The sequence below is a fragment of the Streptomyces fungicidicus genome, from assembly GCF_003665435.1.
GTDB classification, from domain to species: Bacteria; Actinomycetota; Actinomycetes; order Streptomycetales; family Streptomycetaceae; genus Streptomyces; species Streptomyces fungicidicus.
The window spans coordinates 4,953,545-4,971,257 of record NZ_CP023407.1 but is presented as its reverse complement, the minus strand read 5'-3'; the positions used below and the strand labels follow the sequence as shown (position 1 = coordinate 4,971,257).

Annotated in this window: 17 protein-coding genes; 2 read left to right on the top strand and 15 right to left on the bottom strand. The window is 71.0% G+C overall.

Translation table 11 applies throughout. The features are described 5' to 3' along the window. Positions 1-32: 32 nt before the first annotated feature. The 12 genes from CNQ36_RS22850 to CNQ36_RS22795 form a co-directional block, all read right to left on the bottom strand. Positions 33-647, bottom strand: a complete 615-nt coding sequence (locus CNQ36_RS22850; protein ID WP_121547361.1) for a pilus assembly protein TadG-related protein — start codon at positions 645-647, stop codon at positions 33-35. Continuing rightward, a complete protein-coding gene (locus tag CNQ36_RS22845) occupies positions 644-877 on the bottom strand; it encodes a hypothetical protein (protein WP_121548558.1) in 234 nt (77 codons plus the stop codon). The genes CNQ36_RS22850 and CNQ36_RS22845 overlap by 4 nt, the downstream gene beginning before the upstream one ends. Before the next feature lie 184 nt (positions 878-1,061). Continuing rightward, entirely contained in the window at positions 1,062-1,925 is an 864-nt protein-coding gene (locus CNQ36_RS22840) for a response regulator transcription factor (RefSeq protein WP_121547360.1), read from the bottom strand. Further along, the gene (locus CNQ36_RS22835; RefSeq protein WP_121547359.1) at positions 1,922-3,499 is read right to left on the bottom strand and encodes a sensor histidine kinase; all 1,578 of its coding nucleotides are present in this window, start codon (positions 3,497-3,499) and stop codon (positions 1,922-1,924) included. The genes CNQ36_RS22840 and CNQ36_RS22835 overlap by 4 nt, the downstream gene beginning before the upstream one ends. 17 nt (positions 3,500-3,516) lie before the next feature. Further along, positions 3,517-4,404, bottom strand: coding sequence for a DUF5936 domain-containing protein (locus CNQ36_RS22830; RefSeq protein WP_121547358.1), 888 nt, complete (start codon positions 4,402-4,404; stop codon positions 3,517-3,519). A gap of 22 nt (positions 4,405-4,426) precedes the next feature. Further along, positions 4,427-5,371, bottom strand: a complete 945-nt coding sequence (locus tag CNQ36_RS22825) for a type II secretion system F family protein (protein WP_004926388.1) — start codon at positions 5,369-5,371, stop codon at positions 4,427-4,429. Between the two features lie 11 nt (positions 5,372-5,382). After that, the gene (locus CNQ36_RS22820; protein ID WP_004926389.1) at positions 5,383-6,720 is read right to left on the bottom strand and encodes a TadA family conjugal transfer-associated ATPase; all 1,338 of its coding nucleotides are present in this window, start codon (positions 6,718-6,720) and stop codon (positions 5,383-5,385) included. A 76-nt stretch (positions 6,721-6,796) separates the two neighbouring features. Then, a complete protein-coding gene (locus tag CNQ36_RS22815) occupies positions 6,797-7,162 on the bottom strand; it encodes a TadE/TadG family type IV pilus assembly protein (protein ID WP_121547357.1) in 366 nt (121 codons plus the stop codon). 1 nt (position 7,163) lies between these two features. Then, positions 7,164-7,556, bottom strand: coding sequence for a pilus assembly protein (locus tag CNQ36_RS22810; RefSeq protein ID WP_121547356.1), 393 nt, complete (start codon positions 7,554-7,556; stop codon positions 7,164-7,166). Beyond that, positions 7,553-8,812 carry a CpaE/TadZ family protein gene (locus CNQ36_RS22805; RefSeq protein WP_121547355.1) on the bottom strand — a complete coding sequence of 420 codons (1,260 nt, stop codon included), beginning with the start codon at positions 8,810-8,812 and terminating at the stop codon, positions 7,553-7,555. The genes CNQ36_RS22810 and CNQ36_RS22805 overlap by 4 nt, the downstream gene beginning before the upstream one ends. A 6-nt stretch (positions 8,813-8,818) precedes the next feature. Then, on the bottom strand, positions 8,819-9,526 hold the full coding sequence (gene cpaB / locus CNQ36_RS22800) for a Flp pilus assembly protein CpaB (RefSeq protein ID WP_004926393.1): 708 nt from the start codon (positions 9,524-9,526) through the stop codon (positions 8,819-8,821). 83 nt (positions 9,527-9,609) lie between these two features. Then, positions 9,610-10,443: a hypothetical protein gene (locus tag CNQ36_RS22795; RefSeq protein WP_121547354.1), complete on the bottom strand. Its 834-nt coding sequence runs from the start codon at positions 10,441-10,443 to the stop codon at positions 9,610-9,612. Between the two features lie 408 nt (positions 10,444-10,851). Here CNQ36_RS22795 and CNQ36_RS22785 point away from each other — a divergent pair, with 408 nt between their 5' ends. Further along, complete coding sequence (locus CNQ36_RS22785) at positions 10,852-12,561, top strand: chitinase (RefSeq protein WP_121547353.1); 1,710 nt, start codon at positions 10,852-10,854, stop codon at positions 12,559-12,561. A gap of 67 nt (positions 12,562-12,628) precedes the next feature. Here the strand turns inward: CNQ36_RS22785 and CNQ36_RS22780 are convergent, their stop codons facing one another. Beyond that, positions 12,629-13,951, bottom strand: a complete 1,323-nt coding sequence (locus CNQ36_RS22780; RefSeq protein WP_040906241.1) for an Nramp family divalent metal transporter — start codon at positions 13,949-13,951, stop codon at positions 12,629-12,631. A gap of 186 nt (positions 13,952-14,137) precedes the next feature. On the opposite strand from CNQ36_RS22780, the gene CNQ36_RS22775 reads away from it, so the two are divergent. After that, positions 14,138-15,478, top strand: a complete 1,341-nt coding sequence (locus tag CNQ36_RS22775; protein WP_004926399.1) for a M14 family metallopeptidase — start codon at positions 14,138-14,140, stop codon at positions 15,476-15,478. A 14-nt stretch (positions 15,479-15,492) separates the two neighbouring features. Here CNQ36_RS22775 and CNQ36_RS22770 read toward each other — a convergent pair whose 3' ends face one another. Beyond that, on the bottom strand, positions 15,493-16,089 hold the full coding sequence (locus CNQ36_RS22770; protein WP_163013342.1) for a hypothetical protein: 597 nt from the start codon (positions 16,087-16,089) through the stop codon (positions 15,493-15,495). Positions 16,090-16,173: 84 nt separating this feature from the next. Continuing rightward, positions 16,174-17,661, bottom strand: a complete 1,488-nt coding sequence (locus CNQ36_RS22765) for a GntP family permease (protein WP_121547351.1) — start codon at positions 17,659-17,661, stop codon at positions 16,174-16,176. Positions 17,662-17,713: the final 52 nt, after the last annotated feature.

Genomic DNA, 17,713 nt, shown 5'->3' with positions numbered 1-17,713 from the left:
CTCCGCTTCCTTCATCACTCGTCGTTCGCTTGTCAGTCGGCCAGGTGGACGTCGAACAGGTCCTCGGGCTTCGGCAGGAGGTCGTCGGGCCCCTCCGGGTCCAGCTCCCACTGCTCGCCGTCCTTGCAGGTGAGCGGCGGCAGTTCGTCCTCCTCGGCTTCTCCGGCTTCCCCGGACGGGAGGGGGAACGTGCAGCGGGGCTCGATCACGGCGGTGGCCGTCGCGTTCGAGCGACGGGTCTCCGTGCCGGGGACGACCGAGTCCCCGACGGTCTTGTTCGTCTCGACCTCGACCGTGTAGCCGAGAAGTCCCGCCGGATCGCATCCGACCACACGTGCGTCGTTCCGCGCGGCAAGCTCGTGCGCGCGTCCACAGGTGAGACCGATGCCGTCGACGTTCCCGTCGAAGATGGCCTGCCACTTCTCCGGGTCGAGCAGGTCCTGGATCCACCGTTTCGCGAGCGCGTCCCGGGTGTCCTGCGCCGCCGCGAGTGCCGCCGCGTCGGCAGCCGTCTGCGCCCCGTTGCGATTCGCCGCGGCCTGGCCGACCGCGAAGTACGCGAACGCGAGAAAGAGCAGGCCCCCCACCACCGTGATGTAGATGGGGAAGGCCTGCCCTGCGTCGCCGTACCGACGGAATCGGCTCAAGGAGCGACCTTGGCGATCTGTGCGTTGATCTTTCCGAGGATGGTCTGGCCGATGCTGGTGCCGGTGATCGCGAGCACGATCAGCACGACCACCGCGATGATGCCCAGGTACTCGACCGCGGTCTGTCCCTTGTCGGCGTTGCGGCGCCGCATGGCCTCGACGGTCGTGTTCGTCCAGCCGCTCACGCGGACCTTGGTCGCGACGGCGGTCTTCATCATCAGGTCGCTCATGGTGTTCCCCTCCGGCTGACGCATGGGCGGCCCGCTTCGTGGGGCCGCTTTCGGCATCTGCACCGTAGGGGCGGGCGCCCTGTCCGTCAGAGGGCCCCTGGGCCCAATCCCGGGCCCAATCGCGGGCCCAATCGCGGGCCCAATCGCGGGCCCAGTTCCTCGTCCCCCCTGCCGTCACCAGAGGTCACCTCATCCCTCGGCCCGAACCCGGCGCCGTGCCCAGCCACTTCGCCGCGGCCTCGGAACGGCTCGTGCTGTGGAGCTTCGCGAAGATGCGGTTGATGTGGTTCTTGACCGTCTTCTCGCTGATGAAGCAGGTGGCGGCGATCTGCTGGTTCGTCATGCCGGACGCGATGAGGTCCATGATCTCCGCCTCCCTCGTGCTCAGTTGGTATCCCGACCTGTCAGGAGCGGCCGGACGGCCGCCTGTCCACCCAGACGACGATGGTGCCATATCCGGTTGCAGTTGCGAAAGGTTTTCCGCAGAAGTAGGTGACGTCGAGATATGGGGTGCGTTGATTCCAGTTGGGTTGCGGGGAGTTGTTGACGCACTCCCCAGCCCCTCCGGCAGCGTCGCCGCCGGTCGCATGTCCCGGCGCAGTTGCGACAGCAACGCTCCCGCCGCTGTCGGAGTCAAGTGGGGCCTGCCTTGCTCGATGTCTCGGATCGCCGAGACCAGCTGGTCCGCGGTGAACTCGCCGTGGACCAGATAGCCGCCCGCTCCCCTGCGCAGGGCCTCCTGGACGATCTCCGACTCTCCGCTGTACGTCAGCATCACGACCGGGGCGATGCCGACCAGGTGGGGAAGGGCGGAGATGCCGTCCACGCCCGGCATGCGGACGTCCAGGAGGACCACGTCGGGGCGGTGTGTGCGGGTCGCCTCGTAGGCCTCCCTGCCGTCGGCCGCCTCCGCCACCACCGTGATGTCCTCGCGGCCGGTGAGGAGGGCGGTCAGGCCGGCGCGGACCACCGGGTTGTCGTCGGCCACCACCACCCGCAGCGGGGCCGGGGGCGGGACGTTCGCGAAGGGGTTCGGCGGGGTCGTCATGGGGTGGCCTCCGTGGGTGTGGTCACGGCCGCCAGCGGGAGTTCCAGGCGGACTTCGGTGCCTCTCGTGTGCGCGCCCCGGCCTATCCGGATGCGGGCGCCCACCGAGGCCGCCCGCTCGACCATGCCGACCAGGCCGAAGTGCCCGGCGCGGCGCAGTTGTTCCAGGTCGGTGCCGGGCGGGAGGCCGGTGCCGTCGTCGTACACGCTGATCACCAGCAGATCGCCGTGGACTCCGGCGTGGACGTCGACATGGGCCGGCCGTGCGTGACGGTGGGCGTTCTCCATGGCCTCCGAGGCGATGGTGAGGAGTTGGCGGGCCACGGCGGGCGGGACCGGCGGGACCGCGTGCCCGCCGGTCGGGCGGTATGTCGCCGGTACGCCGGTGCGGCTGGTGAAGTCGCGGGTGCGGGCCGCCAGTTCCACGAGTACGTCCGTGCCCTGGTCCGGGTCCGACTCCCTGCGCAGGTCGGCCAGGAGTTCGCGGGACTCGGTGGCGGCCCTGCGGGCCGAGCGGGCCACCAGCTCCGCCTGTTGTCTCACCCGCGCCGGGTCGGGGTGCGGTGCGCTCGCCGTGCCGGTCAGGCCGTCCGCCGCCAGGGCCACTCCGTGCAGGGTCTTCGCCACCGAGTCGTGCATCTCGCGGGCCAGGCGGGCGCGTTCGGCGCTGACCGCCTCCGTGACGGCCAGTCGGGCCTGGACCGTGGTGAGGGCCCGGGTCGCCGTGCCCAGGCGGAGCATGAGGTTGCGGAGGCTGGAGCCGACCGCGCCCGCGATCACGCAGAGGCCGGGAAGGAGGAGGGCGTCCGCCGGGTCCGCGCGCGGGCTGTCCAGCGCCGCGTGGACCAGGAGCAGGATCAGGCCCTGGAGGGAGGCGAAGACCGCGGCGCCGCGCCAGCCGTAGATCAGGCCCGCGAGGAGCGGGGTGCAGACGCTGACGTAGGCGAGGGTCGTGCCGGGGCCCGCGGAGATCAGCAGCAGGGCTCCGAAGAGGGTGTCCGCGGCGAGGAGGGTGGGGTGGCGGAGGAGGAGGGGGCCGAAGCGTTCCCAGTCCCTGAACAGGACGTAGGAGGCCATGAACGTGGCCACCACGGCGAGGGCGACGAGGCGGGTGCTCCAGCCGGGGGCGGCGTTGAGGAGGGCGGAGGGTGTCGCCAGGGCGATCATCGCGAGGCGGAAGCCGAATGCCTGCCGGCAGAGGGCCTGGAGGGCGTTGACCTGGATCTGGACGTCCGGGCCCGGTGCGGGTTGTGGGGGGTGCGTCCGGCCTTCGGCCGGATGTGGGTTCCCACCCGCACCACCCGTGCGGGTTTCGTTGTCGGGTGCGGGTGGCCCCTGTGGGGGCTGAGCGCCATCGGCGGCATTCCCGCCGTGCGGCGGGCTGTCCGAGCCCCCCGCTTCAGGACCCGCCGGTTCCCAGCCCGGTGGCAGTGCCGGGGTCGCCGAGGTGACCGGGATGTCCGGGGCTCCCGTCCTGGCGTGGGGCGGGAGGACCGTGCCCGCCGGCGGGGTGGTGATCTCCGGCGGTCCGGCCGCGCGGCGGAACAGCCCCGCACGGTCCCTGGTCGTCGTCATCGCACCCTCCCCGTCCCCTACTCGCCCGTGACCGCGCCGAAGTCGATGCCGGAGCCGAGGATCAGTCCGGCGCCGAGGAGGATCATCGTGGCCGGGACCATGAACGTGGTGATCATCATGGTGGCCTTGGGGACCGCCCGGGCCGCCTTGCGGCGGGCGTTCTGCGCGTCCGTGCGGCGCATGTCCTTGGCCAGGGACACCAGTGTGTCCACGATCGGCGCGCCCAGCTCCTCGCCCTGCTGGAGCGCCGTGACGAACATCGCCACCTGCTCCGAGTCGTTGCGGCGGCGCAGTTCCGCGAACGCCTGGCGGCGGCTCATGCCCAGGTCCATCTGGCGGAGCGTGATGCGCAGTTCGTCGGCCCAGGGGCCCTCGTACCTCGACGACACCCGGTCCAGGGCCTGCCGGAAGCCCAGGCCCGCGCTCACCACCACCGCCAGCACGTCCAGGAAGTCCGGCAGCGTCCGCTCGATGACGTCCCTGCGGACGCGGATCGCGGACCAGATCCCGACCTCCGTCCAGAACGCGCCGAAGGCCAGGAGCAGCAGGGCCATGAAGAGCTGGCCGCGCATCAGGAAGACCAGGAAGCCCAGGGCGCCCAGGAAGCCGTAGACCGCGCGGCGGGCGGCGTAGCGGTCGATGGTGAGGCCGCCGGGGTTGCCCGCCAGGTCGATCTTGCGGCGGTACTTCGCCACCTGCTTGGGGCCCATGAGGCGCAGCACGGCGGGGGCGTAGCGCATGCCCATGCGGTCGACGAGGGAGTCGACCGCGCCCGTGCGGGTGGCGCCGACCTCCAGGGCGAGGGCCAGGTCGCTGGGGAGTTTCGCCTCCGCGCGGTACATGCGGACGCCGGCGAAGACTCCGTAGACGGCGAGGCCCATCAGGAGGGCCAGGAGAAGTGCCATGTCGGTCGGTCCTCCCCGCCGCTCAGACGTCGATGCGGGACAGTCGGCGGATGAGGACGAAACCGACGGCGTACAGGCCGAACGCGATGATCACCGCGGCCTGGCCGGCCGGGGAGCCGGTCATGCGGTCCAGGGCTCCGTCCTTCACGCCGTTCATCAGGAACAGCGAGCCGACGCCGAGCACGGGGACGGCGTACGACGTCATGCTGACCTGGGAGAGCTGGGTGCGGACCTCCCGCCGGGTCTCCTTGCGTTCCTCCAGCGTCTCCGTCAGGTTCCGCAGCGCGCTCACCACCTGGCCGCCCGCCCGGTTGGACAGCACCAGGGTGGTGACCAGGACGACCAGCTCGCGGGACGGCAGCCGGTCGGCGAGCTCCCCGAGCGCGTCGTCCATCGACGCGCCCACCGCCAGCTGGTTGGCGACCTTGGCCAGTTCCTCGCCCGCCGGGGCCTCCATCTCCTCGGCCGCCATGCCGACGGCGGTACGCAGCGCCAGGCCGGCCTGGGTGGCGTTGGCGAGGATGCGGGCGAGCTCCGGGAGCTGGTTGATGAACCTCTCGATGCGTTTCTGGCGCTGCCAGTTGAGGAACTGCAGTGCCGCCCCGATGCCCAGGAGCCCGGCGATCGGGCCGAAGAAGGGGGCGAGCGTCGCCTGGCCGACGAGCCACAGGCCGGCGACGGTCGCCGTCATGCAGGCGAAGAACTCGCCGGGCGTGATGTCCAGGCCGGTAGCCGTCAGGCGCAGTTCGAGCTTCCTGCCGAGCCTGGTGCGGCGCAGCCGGCGGTCCAGGGTGGGGAAGTGACGCCGACGGCCGGCGACGGGGATCTGGCCGGTGGCCGACAGCCGGTCCACCAGCGCCTGCCGCTGTGCCCTGCCGGTGGCGTAGGAGTGCACGCCGACGACCGCGAGGACGCCGGTCAGCAGCGTGATGCCGGTGGTCAGCGTGATCAGGTTCCGCAGATCCATGGGGACGGTTCCTACCTGGCTTCTCGGGTGGTGAGCTGGTCGTAGGACTGGGCGACGCCGAACGCCTGGGGGACGGGCTGGCTCGCCATGTAGAGGCGGTCTGCGGTGCGGCGCGGCAGGGGGTAGTGCTCGTAGGCGCCGTACACGCGCCCGTCGGCGGTCATCGGCCGGGCGTGGAAGCGGGCGACGGTGGCCAGCCGGTACGGCTCCCCGCCGTGGCTCTCGAGGAGGGCGACCTCGGTGATGCGGCGGGCGCCGTCGGCGAAGCGGGTGAGCTGGACGATGACGTCGACGGCGCTGTTGATCTGGTCGTGCAGCGCCACGAAGGGGATCTCCACGTCGGACATGGAGGCGAGGGTCTGCAGGCGCATCAGCGCGTCCTCGGCGCTGTTGGCGTGGACGGTGGCGAGGGAGCCGTCGTGGCCCGTCGACATCGCCTGGAGCATGTCGAGGGACTCGCCGCCGCGGACCTCGCCGACGACGATGCGGTCGGGGCGCATCCGGAGGGAGTTGCGGACCAGGTCGCGGATGGTGACCCGGCCCTTGCCCTCGACGTTCGGCGGGCGGGACTCCAGGCGGATGACGTGCGGCTGCTGGAGCTGGAGTTCGGCGGAGTCCTCGATGGTGATGATGCGTTCGCCCTCGGGGATCAGGCCGGACAGGGCGTTGAGGAGGGTCGTCTTGCCGGTGCCCGTCGCGCCCGAGACGATGACGTTGAAGCGGGCCTGCACCAGTCCGGCCAGCAGGTAGAGCGTGTGCTCGTCCAGCGAGCCCAGCCCGATCAGCTCCTGGAGCGTGAAGGAGCGGGGGAAGCGGCGGATGGTGAGGGTGGCGCCGGTCAGGGAGAGCGGCGGGATGATGACGTTGACGCGCTCGCCGGAGGGCAGGCGGGCGTCGACCATGGGGTTCGACTCGTCGACGCGGCGGTTGACGGTGGAGACGATGCGTTCGATCGTCTGCATCAGCTGGTCGTTGGAGGCGAAGCGGAGGGGGAGCTGTTCCACCCGGCCGCCGCGCTCGACGAAGATCGCGTCGGGGCCGTTCACCATGATCTCGGTGATGGACGCGTCCTCCAGCAGGGGTTCGAGGATGCCGAGGCCCAGCGCCTCGTCGACGACCCTGCGGACCAGCTGGGAGCGTTCGACGGTCGACAGGACCGGGCCCTCGCGGCTGATGATGTGGCCGAGTACGCGTTCCAGCCGGGCCCGGCGCTCGGCCGCCGCCAGCGAACTCATCTCCGCGAGGTCGATCTCCTCGAGGAGCTTGGCGCGGTAGGAGGCGACCAGGTGGCCGTCCTCGCCGCGCCCGGCCGTCTCCTCGGGGGAGTTGATGCGTGCCCGCAGGCTCATGAGTCGCTTGCTCCTCGTTCCTGGTTCCTGGTCCCTGTGCTGTTCCTGGTCGCTGCTTGCCGGTTCCGGTCCCCGGTCAGTGGTCGCGTGGCATCGTGGCGCTCTTGCGGACCGGGTCGAAGTTCCAGCCCGGCACGATCGACGGGATGTCGACGGTGGCGGTGACGGTGACCTCCTCGCCTCCCGGGTAGCCCTCGCAGGAGGTGCCGTCGGCGAGCCAGTCGCTGATGGCGGCCCTGCAGGTGTAGCCGTACGCCTCGCCCAGCGACGCGGCGCGCGCCGCCGCGCGGGCGGCGGTGCCGGCCTGCTGGGCGGTGTAGGCGATGAGGCCGAGCTGGATGGCGGCCATGGCGACGATCAGCAGCACCGGGAGGAAGCCGAGGTATTCGAGGGCGACCTGGCCGCGGTCGCTGCGGCGGCGTGCGTCCGGCGTGTACGGCATGTCAGTCCGTCTCCTCCTCGACCGCGCCCGCGTGCCCCTTCACCTGGAAGGGGAAGGAGAGGGTGCCGGGGAAGAGGAGGGGGACGCGCAGCTTGACGTCGGCGGTGACGAGGCCGCCCGAGGTGGTGCAGTTCACGGTCGCTCCCCCCGCCCACGCCTGCGACAGCTTGTCCAGTCCCGCCGTCCGGCAGGCGCCGGGGCGTGCGCCGGGTGCCACCGCCGTGCCCGCCCGTACGGCCTCGTCGGCAGCATTCCCCGCGAGGACGAACGTGTACCCCACCAGGACGAGCTGCCACAGCACCACCAGCGTCACCAGGATCGTCGGGGTCATGCCGAGGAACTCGATGGTCACCTGGCCCCGGTCACGGGCCCGCGCGGGCACTGCCGGCCTCATGTTCCTCCCCCTCCGTCCCTGCGCCGCCGGAAGCTCACCGACCCCCGGTCGCCGCGCAGCCGGCCCGCCTTCCGGTCGCCCTGGGCCGCCTTGACCAGGCCGAGTTCGCCGGCCAGGCCCCACAGGGCCTGCTTCACGGTGCTCTTGTTCTCGAGTTCGTGGACGCGTCCGGCGTCCACGACGGCCTGCAGTTCCTTGAAGTGGGCGGGGATCGCGGTGGCCGCGACGACGGTGCCGGTGATCTTCCGGATGAGCGGGGGCTGGATCTCCGTGGACCGGGTGTGCCGGTTGACGACGACGGTGGTCTCCTCGGCCTTGCGGATCTGCAGCCGGTCCCACATCCGCACCGCCCGCTTGGCGCCGCGTACGGCGACGACGTCGGGGGTGGTGACCAGCAGGGCCGTGTCGGCCATCTCCACGGCGGCCGCGCCGGCCCCGCCGAGCTGGGCGCCGCAGTCGATGACGACGACCTCGTAGCGGGAGCGCAGGGCGCTGACGATCTGGCGGGCGGCCCGGTCGGTGACGTCCTCGCCGCGTTCGCCCTCCCCGGGGGCGAGCAGCAGGGCGAGGCCGGTGTCGTGGCGGAAGACGGCGTCGGCGAGGACGCGCGGGGAGATGTCGGTGATGGCGGCGAGGTCGACGACCGAGCGGCGGAACTGGACGTCCAGGTAGGAGGCGATGTCGCCGGTCTGGAGGTCCATGTCGACGAGGGCGGTGGCGCGGCCGGAGGCCTGTGCGGCGAGGGCCAGCTGGATGGCGGTCAGGGTCGCGCCGACGCCGCCCTTGGCGCCGCTGACGGTGACGACGGTGCCGCCGGCGCCGGTGAACACGTCGCCGCCGGAGCCGAGGTGGCGTCGTACGCCGACGGACCACTGGGCGACGGCCTGGACGCGGCTGGCGAGTTCCTCGTAGCTGAGCGGGAGCGCGACCAGGCCGCGGGCGCCGTAGTCCATGGCGGCCTGGAAGAGGCCGGGGCTCGCGTCCGAGGTGACGAGGATGACGCCGACGGAGGGGAAGCGCAGGGCGACTTCCCGGATCAGCTCCAGCGCGGGGACGGGGCCGATGCGTTCGTGCACGACCACGACCTCGGGCAGCTCGTCGACGGACTCGGCGGCCAGGCGCGCGAGCGTGTCGACGAGCTGGGTGGAGTCGGCCACCGGGGCCACCGGCTCGGCGTCCGGGAGCTGGCTGAGCAGGGTGGTGACGGACCGGACCGCGTCCGCGTCCCCGACTGCCGGCAGGATCCTCGTGGGCATGCGGTCTCACTTGTCCTTCGCGAGTTCGTACGTCCGCTGCGAGTCCGGGACGGTGGTGTCGGTTCCGGGTGCCACCAGCGCGAGGCGGACCCGCTGGGCGAACGACTCGGCGTAGGTGATGCGCTGGGCGTCGATGGCGGACAGCGCGAAGGTGATCGGGACGGCGTCGGTGGGTTCCCGGCCGCGGTCGTTCTCGTCGGGCCGGAGCGCGGTGAGCCGGCCCACGTCGAGGACCCTGGCGTTGGTCACGATGACCCGGGACTGGTCGGGGTCGCCCTCGCGTTCGCCCTCGAAGGTGGCGTAGACGTTGACCGTGGAGCCCGGGGTGATCTTGCCGGCGACGCCGGTCGCCGCGTCGATCATGATGGCGACCTCCTGCTGTCCCGGCCGCAGGGCGGGCCGGTCCACGATCATGTCGCTCTGCAGCAGGGAGCCCTCGCGCAGTCCGGTCACGGCGATCTTGTCCCGGATCCCGGCCAGGTCGGTGACGGCGTTCTTCGACAGCCACCGTTCGGGCATCTTGATCTTCTCGAACTGGCCCGTGCTGAGCGGGGTGTAGGGCGCCACGTCCGTCTTCAGCCGGTACGCGGTGACCTCGGGGCCGACCTTGGACTCCACGTCGCTGATGACGGAGAGCACGCCGGCGAACGCGCCGAGGGCGCACAGGACCGACAGAAGCAGGAGTATCACGCCGCGGCGCTGACGGGAGTTCATGAACCGTGCAACCTCATCGGGGATATCGGTCGAGCGGAATCGGGCGGTGTGGGGCGGGTCGTGCGGCCGGTGGACGGAGGGGCTCAGGTGCGCCGGGTGAGGGCCGGGGCGCCCTCGGGTGCGGGGGGTACGGCGGAGCAGAACACGCACCGGTCGCCGATGACGTCGATGCCGCACCAGTGGCAGGTGCCGCGCCGTACGGAGGTGACCAGCTGGTACAGCACGGACAGGTCGGGCAGGTAGGTGCAGAACTCGACGACCTTGCCGGTTCCCCACCAGCCCGGGGACTCGGCGGGCAGCGGTGCCTCGCGCAGGCCCTGCACGTTCCAGGACGGGGCGAGCGTGCCGGTGACCCAGTCGGACTGGAGCTGGCCCTTGGCGACGAGCATCCAGGTGCCGAACTCGGGGCCGGAAAGCGTGGCTTCGGGGCCGAGCCGGACGAGCTGGGGCTGCGGGTGGGCGAGTACCGCGAACTGGCTGCCGGGCATCCAGGACTTGGCGTGCTGCTTCAGGTCGACGGGGACCCGGTCGAGGCGGGCGACGGAACCCAGCAGCGCCCCGGCGTGGATGTAGTGGATCAGCAGCCGGCCGGCCGAGGCGAGCACGCCGGGGCTGAGGTCGCAGGAGGCGAGCTGGCGCAACTGGCGGGCCAGGACGGCGAGTCCGAGGGGCGGCAGATCGGGGCGGAAGAGGGCTATCCGGTCGCTCTCCAGCAGCGAGCGCAGGGTGTGCAGACGGCGAAGCACGGCGGTGGGGGCGGCCTGCGAGCAGATCACGATGACGTGCCCGTGCTGCTCGATGAGCGTCTGCAGCTCGGCCAGGACCTGTTCGAGCGGGCGGGTGTCGACGTCCCGCAGCACGGCGGCGGGCAGGGTTCGTTCGTCCTGAGCCGGCAGCGCCATGTCGGCGCCGGTCACGGCGATGGCAGTTGGCACGCGCGGCTCCCCGTTCTCCCCAGGCCCCTCGGCCCACCGGACGTCACTCCGGTGCACCCTGGTGACTTCACTGCGTGACTACGTCAGCACTGTATCCGCGGGCCGTTGGGCGGAGAACAGCGATTGAGTAGCCGAACAGCAACGACTGAGGCACAAGATGCTCCAAAACGGGGCACGTTGAGCATCTCGCCGGCCCCCTTCGGGCCCCGCGGGCGTACATATCGTGCGCCGCCTTGACGCCGGCCGGCGCCTCGGGCCGGTTCACTGGTCGATTTTGGTCTGGACCTATTGACAACCGTATTGGTCTGGACCACCTTGTGCTGCGAACGGTGGCCACCGTCGCTCCCTCCTCCCCCTCTCCCCCACCCTTCTCCCCCACCGGAGGCCCCAGTGAACCGCGCACCGGAAAAGCCCGGCCGCAGCAGACGCGTCTGGGCCGGAGCCCTCGTCTCCGCCCTCGCCCTCGCCCTTCCCCTCGCCGGCGCGGGCCAGGCGTCGGCGGCGGACGTGAACAACGCCAGGAACGCCGGTTTCGAGGCGGGCCTGAACAACTGGACCTGTACGGCCGGCAGCGGCGCGACCGTCTCCTCCCCGGTGCACGGCGGCGCCTCCGCCCTCAAGGCCACCCCCGCCGGGCAGGACAACGCCCGCTGCTCCCAGACCGTCGCGGTGAAGCCCGGCTCCGCCTACAAGCTGAGCGGCTGGGTGCAGGGCGGCTACGCCTACCTGGGCGTGACCGGCACCGGCACCACGGACGTCTCCACCTGGACCCCGGACTCAGGCAGCTGGAAGCAGCTGTCGACGAACTTCACCACCGGCTCCTCCACCACCTCGGTGACGGTCTACACCCACGGCTGGTACGGCCAGGCCCCCTACTACGTGGACGACCTGTCCGTGTTCGGTCCCGACGGGGGCGGCGGCGGTGACCCGGCGCCGACGGTTCCGGGCACCCCGGGCGGCCTCTCCGTCTCCGGCACCACCGCGTCCTCGGTGTCCCTGGCGTGGAACGCGGTGTCCGGGGCGACCGGATACACCCTCTACCGGGACGGCACGAAGGTGACGGCGGTGTCGGGCACCTCGGCGACGGTGACCGGGCTCGCGGCCTCCACGTCGTACTCCTTCCAGGTCGCCGCCACCAACACGGCCGGCGAGTCGCCGAAGTCGGCGGCGGTCACGGCCAGGACCAAGGAGAGCGGCGGGAGCGGGGGCGGCGATCTGCCCAAGCACGCGGTGACCGGGTACTGGCAGAACTTCAACAACGGCGCGGCGGTCCAGAGGATCTCGGACGTCCCCGCCGCCTACGACATCATCGCGGTCGCCTTCGCCGACGCCACCACGACCCCGGGCGCGGTCACCTTCAACCTCGACTCGGCGGGCCTGAAAGGCTACACCGTCGACCAGTTCAAGGCGGACGTCCGGGCCAAGCAGGCGGCCGGCAAGAAGGTCATCATCTCGGTGGGCGGCGAGAAGGGCACCGTCTCGGTGAACGACTCCGCCTCCGCTGCGAACTTCGCCGACTCGGTGTACGCGGTGATGCGGGAGTACGGCTTCGACGGCGTCGACATCGACCTGGAGAACGGCCTCAACCCGACCTACATGACCCAGGCGCTGCGGTCGCTGTCCGCGAAGGCGGGCCCGTCGATGATCCTGACGATGGCCCCGCAGACCATCGACATGCAGTCGACGTCCGGCTCGTACTTCCGTACCGCGCTGAACGTGAAGGACATCCTCACGGTCGTCAACATGCAGTACTACAACAGCGGTTCCATGCTGGGCTGCGACGGCAAGGTCTACAGCCAGGGCACGGTGGACTTCCTGACCGCGCTCGCCTGCATCCAGCTGGAGGGCGGCCTCGACCCGTCCCAGGTGGGCCTGGGCCTGCCGGCCTCGACCCGGGGCGCGGGCAGCGGCTACGTCTCCCCGGCGGTGGTGAACAACGCCCTGGACTGCCTGACCAAGGGCACCAACTGCGGCACGTTCAAGCCGTCGAGGACCTACCCGTCCCTCCGGGGCGCGATGACCTGGTCCACCAACTGGGACGCCACGGCCGGGAACGCCTGGTCCGGTGCGGTGGGCCCGCACGTCCACGCCCTGCCGTAACCGCCCCCCTCACAGCATGACGCCGCCCCCGCTCACCCGGCCGTGAGCGGGGGCGGCGTCGTGGGGGCTAGAAGAAGTCCGCCCAGGGCTGGTCCCAGACCTGCTTCACGCACAGGACGAGGAACAGCAGGCCGGCGAGGGCCAGCATGGTGTTGCTGAGCGGGCCGTTGCGCCATTCGCGCGGGGTGCGCGAGGAGTTGAGGAGCCACATCAGGGTGAGGGCGAGGAACGGCATGAAGGCGGCGCCCAGCACGCCGTAGATGATGATCAGCCGGAAGGGCTGGCCCTGGAAGAGCAGGACCATGGGCGGGAAGGTCAGCCAGAGCAGGTACGCGCGGAACGCCCAGGAGCGTTCGCGGCGGCCGGAGGCCAGCTCGTCACCGCGCGCCTCGCGCTCGCCGCGCTGCCGGGCCAGGAAGTCGGCGAACATCAGGCTCACGCCGTGCCAGACGCCGATCAGCGAGGTGAAGGAGGTGGCGAAGAAGCCGATCAGGAAGAGCTTGCCGGTGGCCGTGCCGTACTCCTCCTCCAGGATGTCGCCGAGCTGCATCAGGCCCTTGTCGCCGCCGGCGATCGCGACGTTCGCCGAGTGCAGCAGCTCGGCGCCGACGAAGAGCATCGCGACGACGAAGACGCCGGTGGTGAGGTAGGCGACCCGGTTGTCCAGGCGCATGACCTTCATCCAGCCGCTGCTGGTCCAGCCCTTGGCGTTGACCCAGTAGCCGTACGCGGCGAGCGTGATGGTGCCGCCGACGCCGCCGATCAGGCCGAGTGTGTTGAGCACCGAGTCCTCCTCGTCCGGGAGGACCGGAAGGAGGCCGGCGAAGGCGTCGCCGAGGTTGGGCGTGACGCGGACCGCCAGATAGACGGTCACCACGAACATGACGCCCACCAGGACCGTCATGACCTTCTCGAAGACGCTGTACTTGTTGAACCACACGAAGACCAGGCCCACCAGGCCGCACGCGATGCCCCACCATTCGAGGTCCATCACGTCCGGGAAGAGCGCCTGGAGCGGCAGCGCGCTCGACGACATCGCCGCCGCGCCGTAGACGAAGCCCCAGATGACGGCGTAGACCGCGAAGAACCACGTCGTCCAGCGGCCGAGGCTCGCCCAGCCGTCGAAGAGGGTGCGTCCGGTGGACAGATGCCATCGGCCGCACGCCTCCGCGAGGGAGATCTTCACCAGGCAGCCGACGACCGCCGCCCACAGCAGGGTGTAGCCGAAGTTGCTGCCGGCGATGAGAGTGGCCACGAGGTCGCCGGCGCCGACGCCGGTCGCGGCGACGACGATGCCGGGACCGATGTGACGCCAACTGGACTTACGGGGCGCCGGATCGCCCGCGAGTGGTGCGCCGGTGTCTGGGATGTTGCCCGTGGTGTCCGCCATGGGGGTCAAGAAAGCCCATGACCGCCGGTCGGACAAGGGGGCGTGCGGGGATCTTCACGGGATGTACCTGGCCGGGCGACCGACCGAAAATCGCACCTTGACCCGTTCATGCCACCACCACAACCATGTCGGCACCGCACCACGCACGTCGCCATGAACCAACCCCACCTCCCACAAGGAGACTTCATGCGACTCCGCATTCGCGGCAGACGGCGCTCCGCCGCCCTCGCCACCCTGCTCGCCCTCGCCCTCGCGGCGCCGCTGTCGCTGACGGCGACACAGGCCGGCGCGGACAGCGCCGGCCGCGCCGCGCCCTCGGCCGGCGACATCGGCCAGTACGAGATCCACCAGCGCACGACTCCCGTGACCCGCACGGCGATCCAGCGTTCCGGCGTCACCGTGGACGAGGCGGACGAGGAGACCGTGGTGGTCTCCGGACGGGCCGACCAGATCCGCGCACTGCGGCAGCAGGGCTACGAGGTCACGCCCCTGGGCGCCGCCCCCGACCGCTCCTCCGCCGCCGACGGCCTCCGCCTCTTCGACTTCCCCTCGGCCGACTCCCGCTACCACAACTACGCCGAGATGAACGCGGAGATCGACCAGCGGCTGGCGGCGTATCCGAACATCATGAGCAAGCGGGTGATCGGCAAGTCCTACCAGGGCCGGGACATCGTCGCCATCAAGGTCAGCGACAACGTGGCGAGCGACGAGAACGAGCCGGAGGTGCTGTTCACCCACCACCAGCACGCCCGCGAGCACCTCACCGTGGAGATGGCCCTGTATCTGCTGCGCGAACTCGGCGCGGGGTACGGCAGCGACTCCCGGATCACCAGCATGGTCAACGGCCGCGAGATCTGGATCGTCCCCGACCTCAACCCCGACGGCGGCGAGTACGACATCGCCTCCGGCTCCTACCGCTCCTGGCGCAAGAACCGCCAGCCCAACTCCGGTTCCTCGTACGTCGGGACCGACCTGAACCGCAACTGGGGCTACCGCTGGGGCTGCTGCGGCGGCTCCTCGGGCTCCACGTCCTCCGAGACGTACCGGGGCTCCGCCGCGGAGTCCGCGACCGAGGTGAAGGTGGTGGCGAACTTCGTGCGCAGCCGGGTCGTCGGCGGCGTCCAGCAGATCAAGGCCGGCATCGACTTCCACACCTACAGCGAACTGGTGCTGTGGCCGTTCGGCTACACCTACTCCGACACCACGACCGGCATGACCGCCGACGACTACGCCGCGTTCCGGACGGTCGGCCAGAAGATGGCGGCCAGCAACGGCTACACCCCCCAGCAGTCCAGCGACCTGTACATCACCGACGGGTCCATCGACGACTACCTGTGGGGCACGCACAAGATCTTCGGGTACACCTTCGAGATGTACCCGGGTTCCAGCTCCGGCGGCGGCTTCTACCCGCCCGACGAGGTCATCGAGCGGGAGACGTCCCGCAACCGGGACGCCGTCCTGCAACTCCTGGAGAACGCGGACTGCATGTACCGCTCCATCGGGAAGGCGGGGCAGTACTGCGGCTAGCCGCCGGGTGCGCGCTACTTGCCGTCGGTGGAAGCCTCCCCGGAGTCGTCCGCGGCCTCGGAGGTCCCGGGGGCGTCCTCGTCCGCGGACCTGCCGGCGTCCTCGTCGAAGTACGTGTCGAGGACCGCGTCCAGGGCGGTGTCCCACTCGGCGAACCGGCTCCGGGAGTCGGCCTCGACCTCGAGCGGGTACCACCGGCGGTCGGGGGTGTGGACGGTGACCGTCCAGCGCTTGCCGAAGCGGGCGGTCTCCGTCTCCACCGCGCCGATCTCGTCCCAGCGGAACTCGCACTCCTGGTCGTCCAGGCGCAGTCGTACACCGCTGTGGTCGGCGACGACCCGGGCGCGGCGGTCGGACGCCTCGAAGACGGGGCCGTCGGGGTCCGCCTCCGCGGGCGCGGAGTCCTCGCCGGACTCCGCGTCCGTGCCGGCCGCCGGCTCCGGCGTGGCGTCCTCCTCCGGGACCGTGTCCCCGGTGTCCTCGGCGTCCTCTTGCTCCGCCTTCGCGTCCTCCTCACGGCCGGACGCGGGTGAGGTGAGCCCGGGGATGAATGCCGGGTCGAATCCGGCGCCTTCCAGGGGCTGGCTGCTCGAACCTATGCGCTGCTCCACACCGCAGGAGTATGGCCGACAAACCTGTGCCGGACACAGCCAGCCCCCAACTTCGTTATCGGACGCCTACAACCGCACCACGGCTCACACCACGAGGCTGAGCACGGCGGCGACCACGAATCCGGCCACGGACAGCACGCTCTCCAGCACCGTCCACGTCTTCAGGGTGTCCCGCTCGCTGATGCCGAAGTACTTGGCGACCATCCAGAAGCCGCCGTCGTTGACGTGCGAGGCGAAGATCGAGCCCGCCGAGATGGCCATGATGACCAGCGCGACGAAGGCCTGCGAGTGGTCCCCCTCGGACAGCAGCGGGGCCACGATGCCCGCCGTCGTCACGATGGCCACGGTCGCCGAGCCCTGCGCGACCCGCAGCACCACGGAGATCAGGTAGGAGAGGACGATCACCGGGAGGCCGACGTCGTTGAAGGTGTCCGAGAGTGCCTGGGCGACGCCGCTGGCCTTGAGGACGGCGCCGAAGACCCCGCCCGCGCCCACCACCAGCAGGATGTTGCCGACCGGCTTCAGCGAGGAGGTGGAGACGGTCTCCAGGGACTTGCGGGACCAGCCGCGCCGGATGCCCAGCAGGTAGTACGCGAGGAACAGGGCGAGGGTGAGCGCCACGAAGGGGTGGCCGAAGAACTCGACGACCGAGCGGAGGGTGGAGGGGTCCAGCGCGATCGAGGAGAAGGTCGCCGCGAGGATCAGGACCAGCGGTGTGCCGATGATGCCGAGGACCGTGCCGAGCGGCACCGGCGCCTCCTTCGGCGTGACGCCGGAGGCGCGCTGCTCGGCGACGACGGCGTCCTTGGCCTCCTGGGCGGCCTCGACCATGTCCTGCGGCACGGCGACGAAGATCCGCTTGCCGATCCAGGCGGAGTAGACCCAGGCGGCGGCGACGGCCGGCAGACCGCAGACGACGCCCATCAGGATGACCCAGCCGAGGTCGACCTTGAGGAGCCCCGCGGCGGCCACCGGGCCCGGGTGCGGGGGCAGGAACGCGTGGGTGACGGACAGACCGGCGAGCAGCGGAAGGCAGTAGAGCAGGATCGACTTGCCGGAGCGCTTGGCGGCGGCGTAGACGATCGGTGCGAGGACGAAGATGCCGACGTCGAAGAAGACCGGGATACCGAAGATCAGGCCGGTCAGGCCCATCGCGAGCGGGGCGCGCTTCTCGCCGAACAGGCCGAGCAGCCGGCTCGCGAGCACCTCCGCGCCGCCGCTGACCTCGAGGATCGCGCCGAGCATCGTGCCCAGGCCGATGATGATCGCGACATGGCCGAGGATGCCGCCCATCCCGGACTCGATGGTGGACACCGCGTCCGATCTCTGGACGGTGCCGAAGAGTTCGGTGACCGACAGACCCGCCAGCAGGCCGACGGCTATGGAGACGCCGAGCAGCGCGACGAAGGGCTGGAGCCTGACCTTGATGATCAGGAAGAGCAACAGGGCGATGCCGATGGCGGCGACGGTCAGCAGGCCCGCGGTGCCGTCGAGGAAGAGGAGCAGTCCTCCGGTGTGCGGTGGTGTCTCCGCCGGCGCGGAGGCGGCGAGAAGGAGGGACGGATGGGACATTCGGGGGTCCTCTGGGTAAGGGCATGGTGCTTTCGGGCAGGGGGGATCGCGG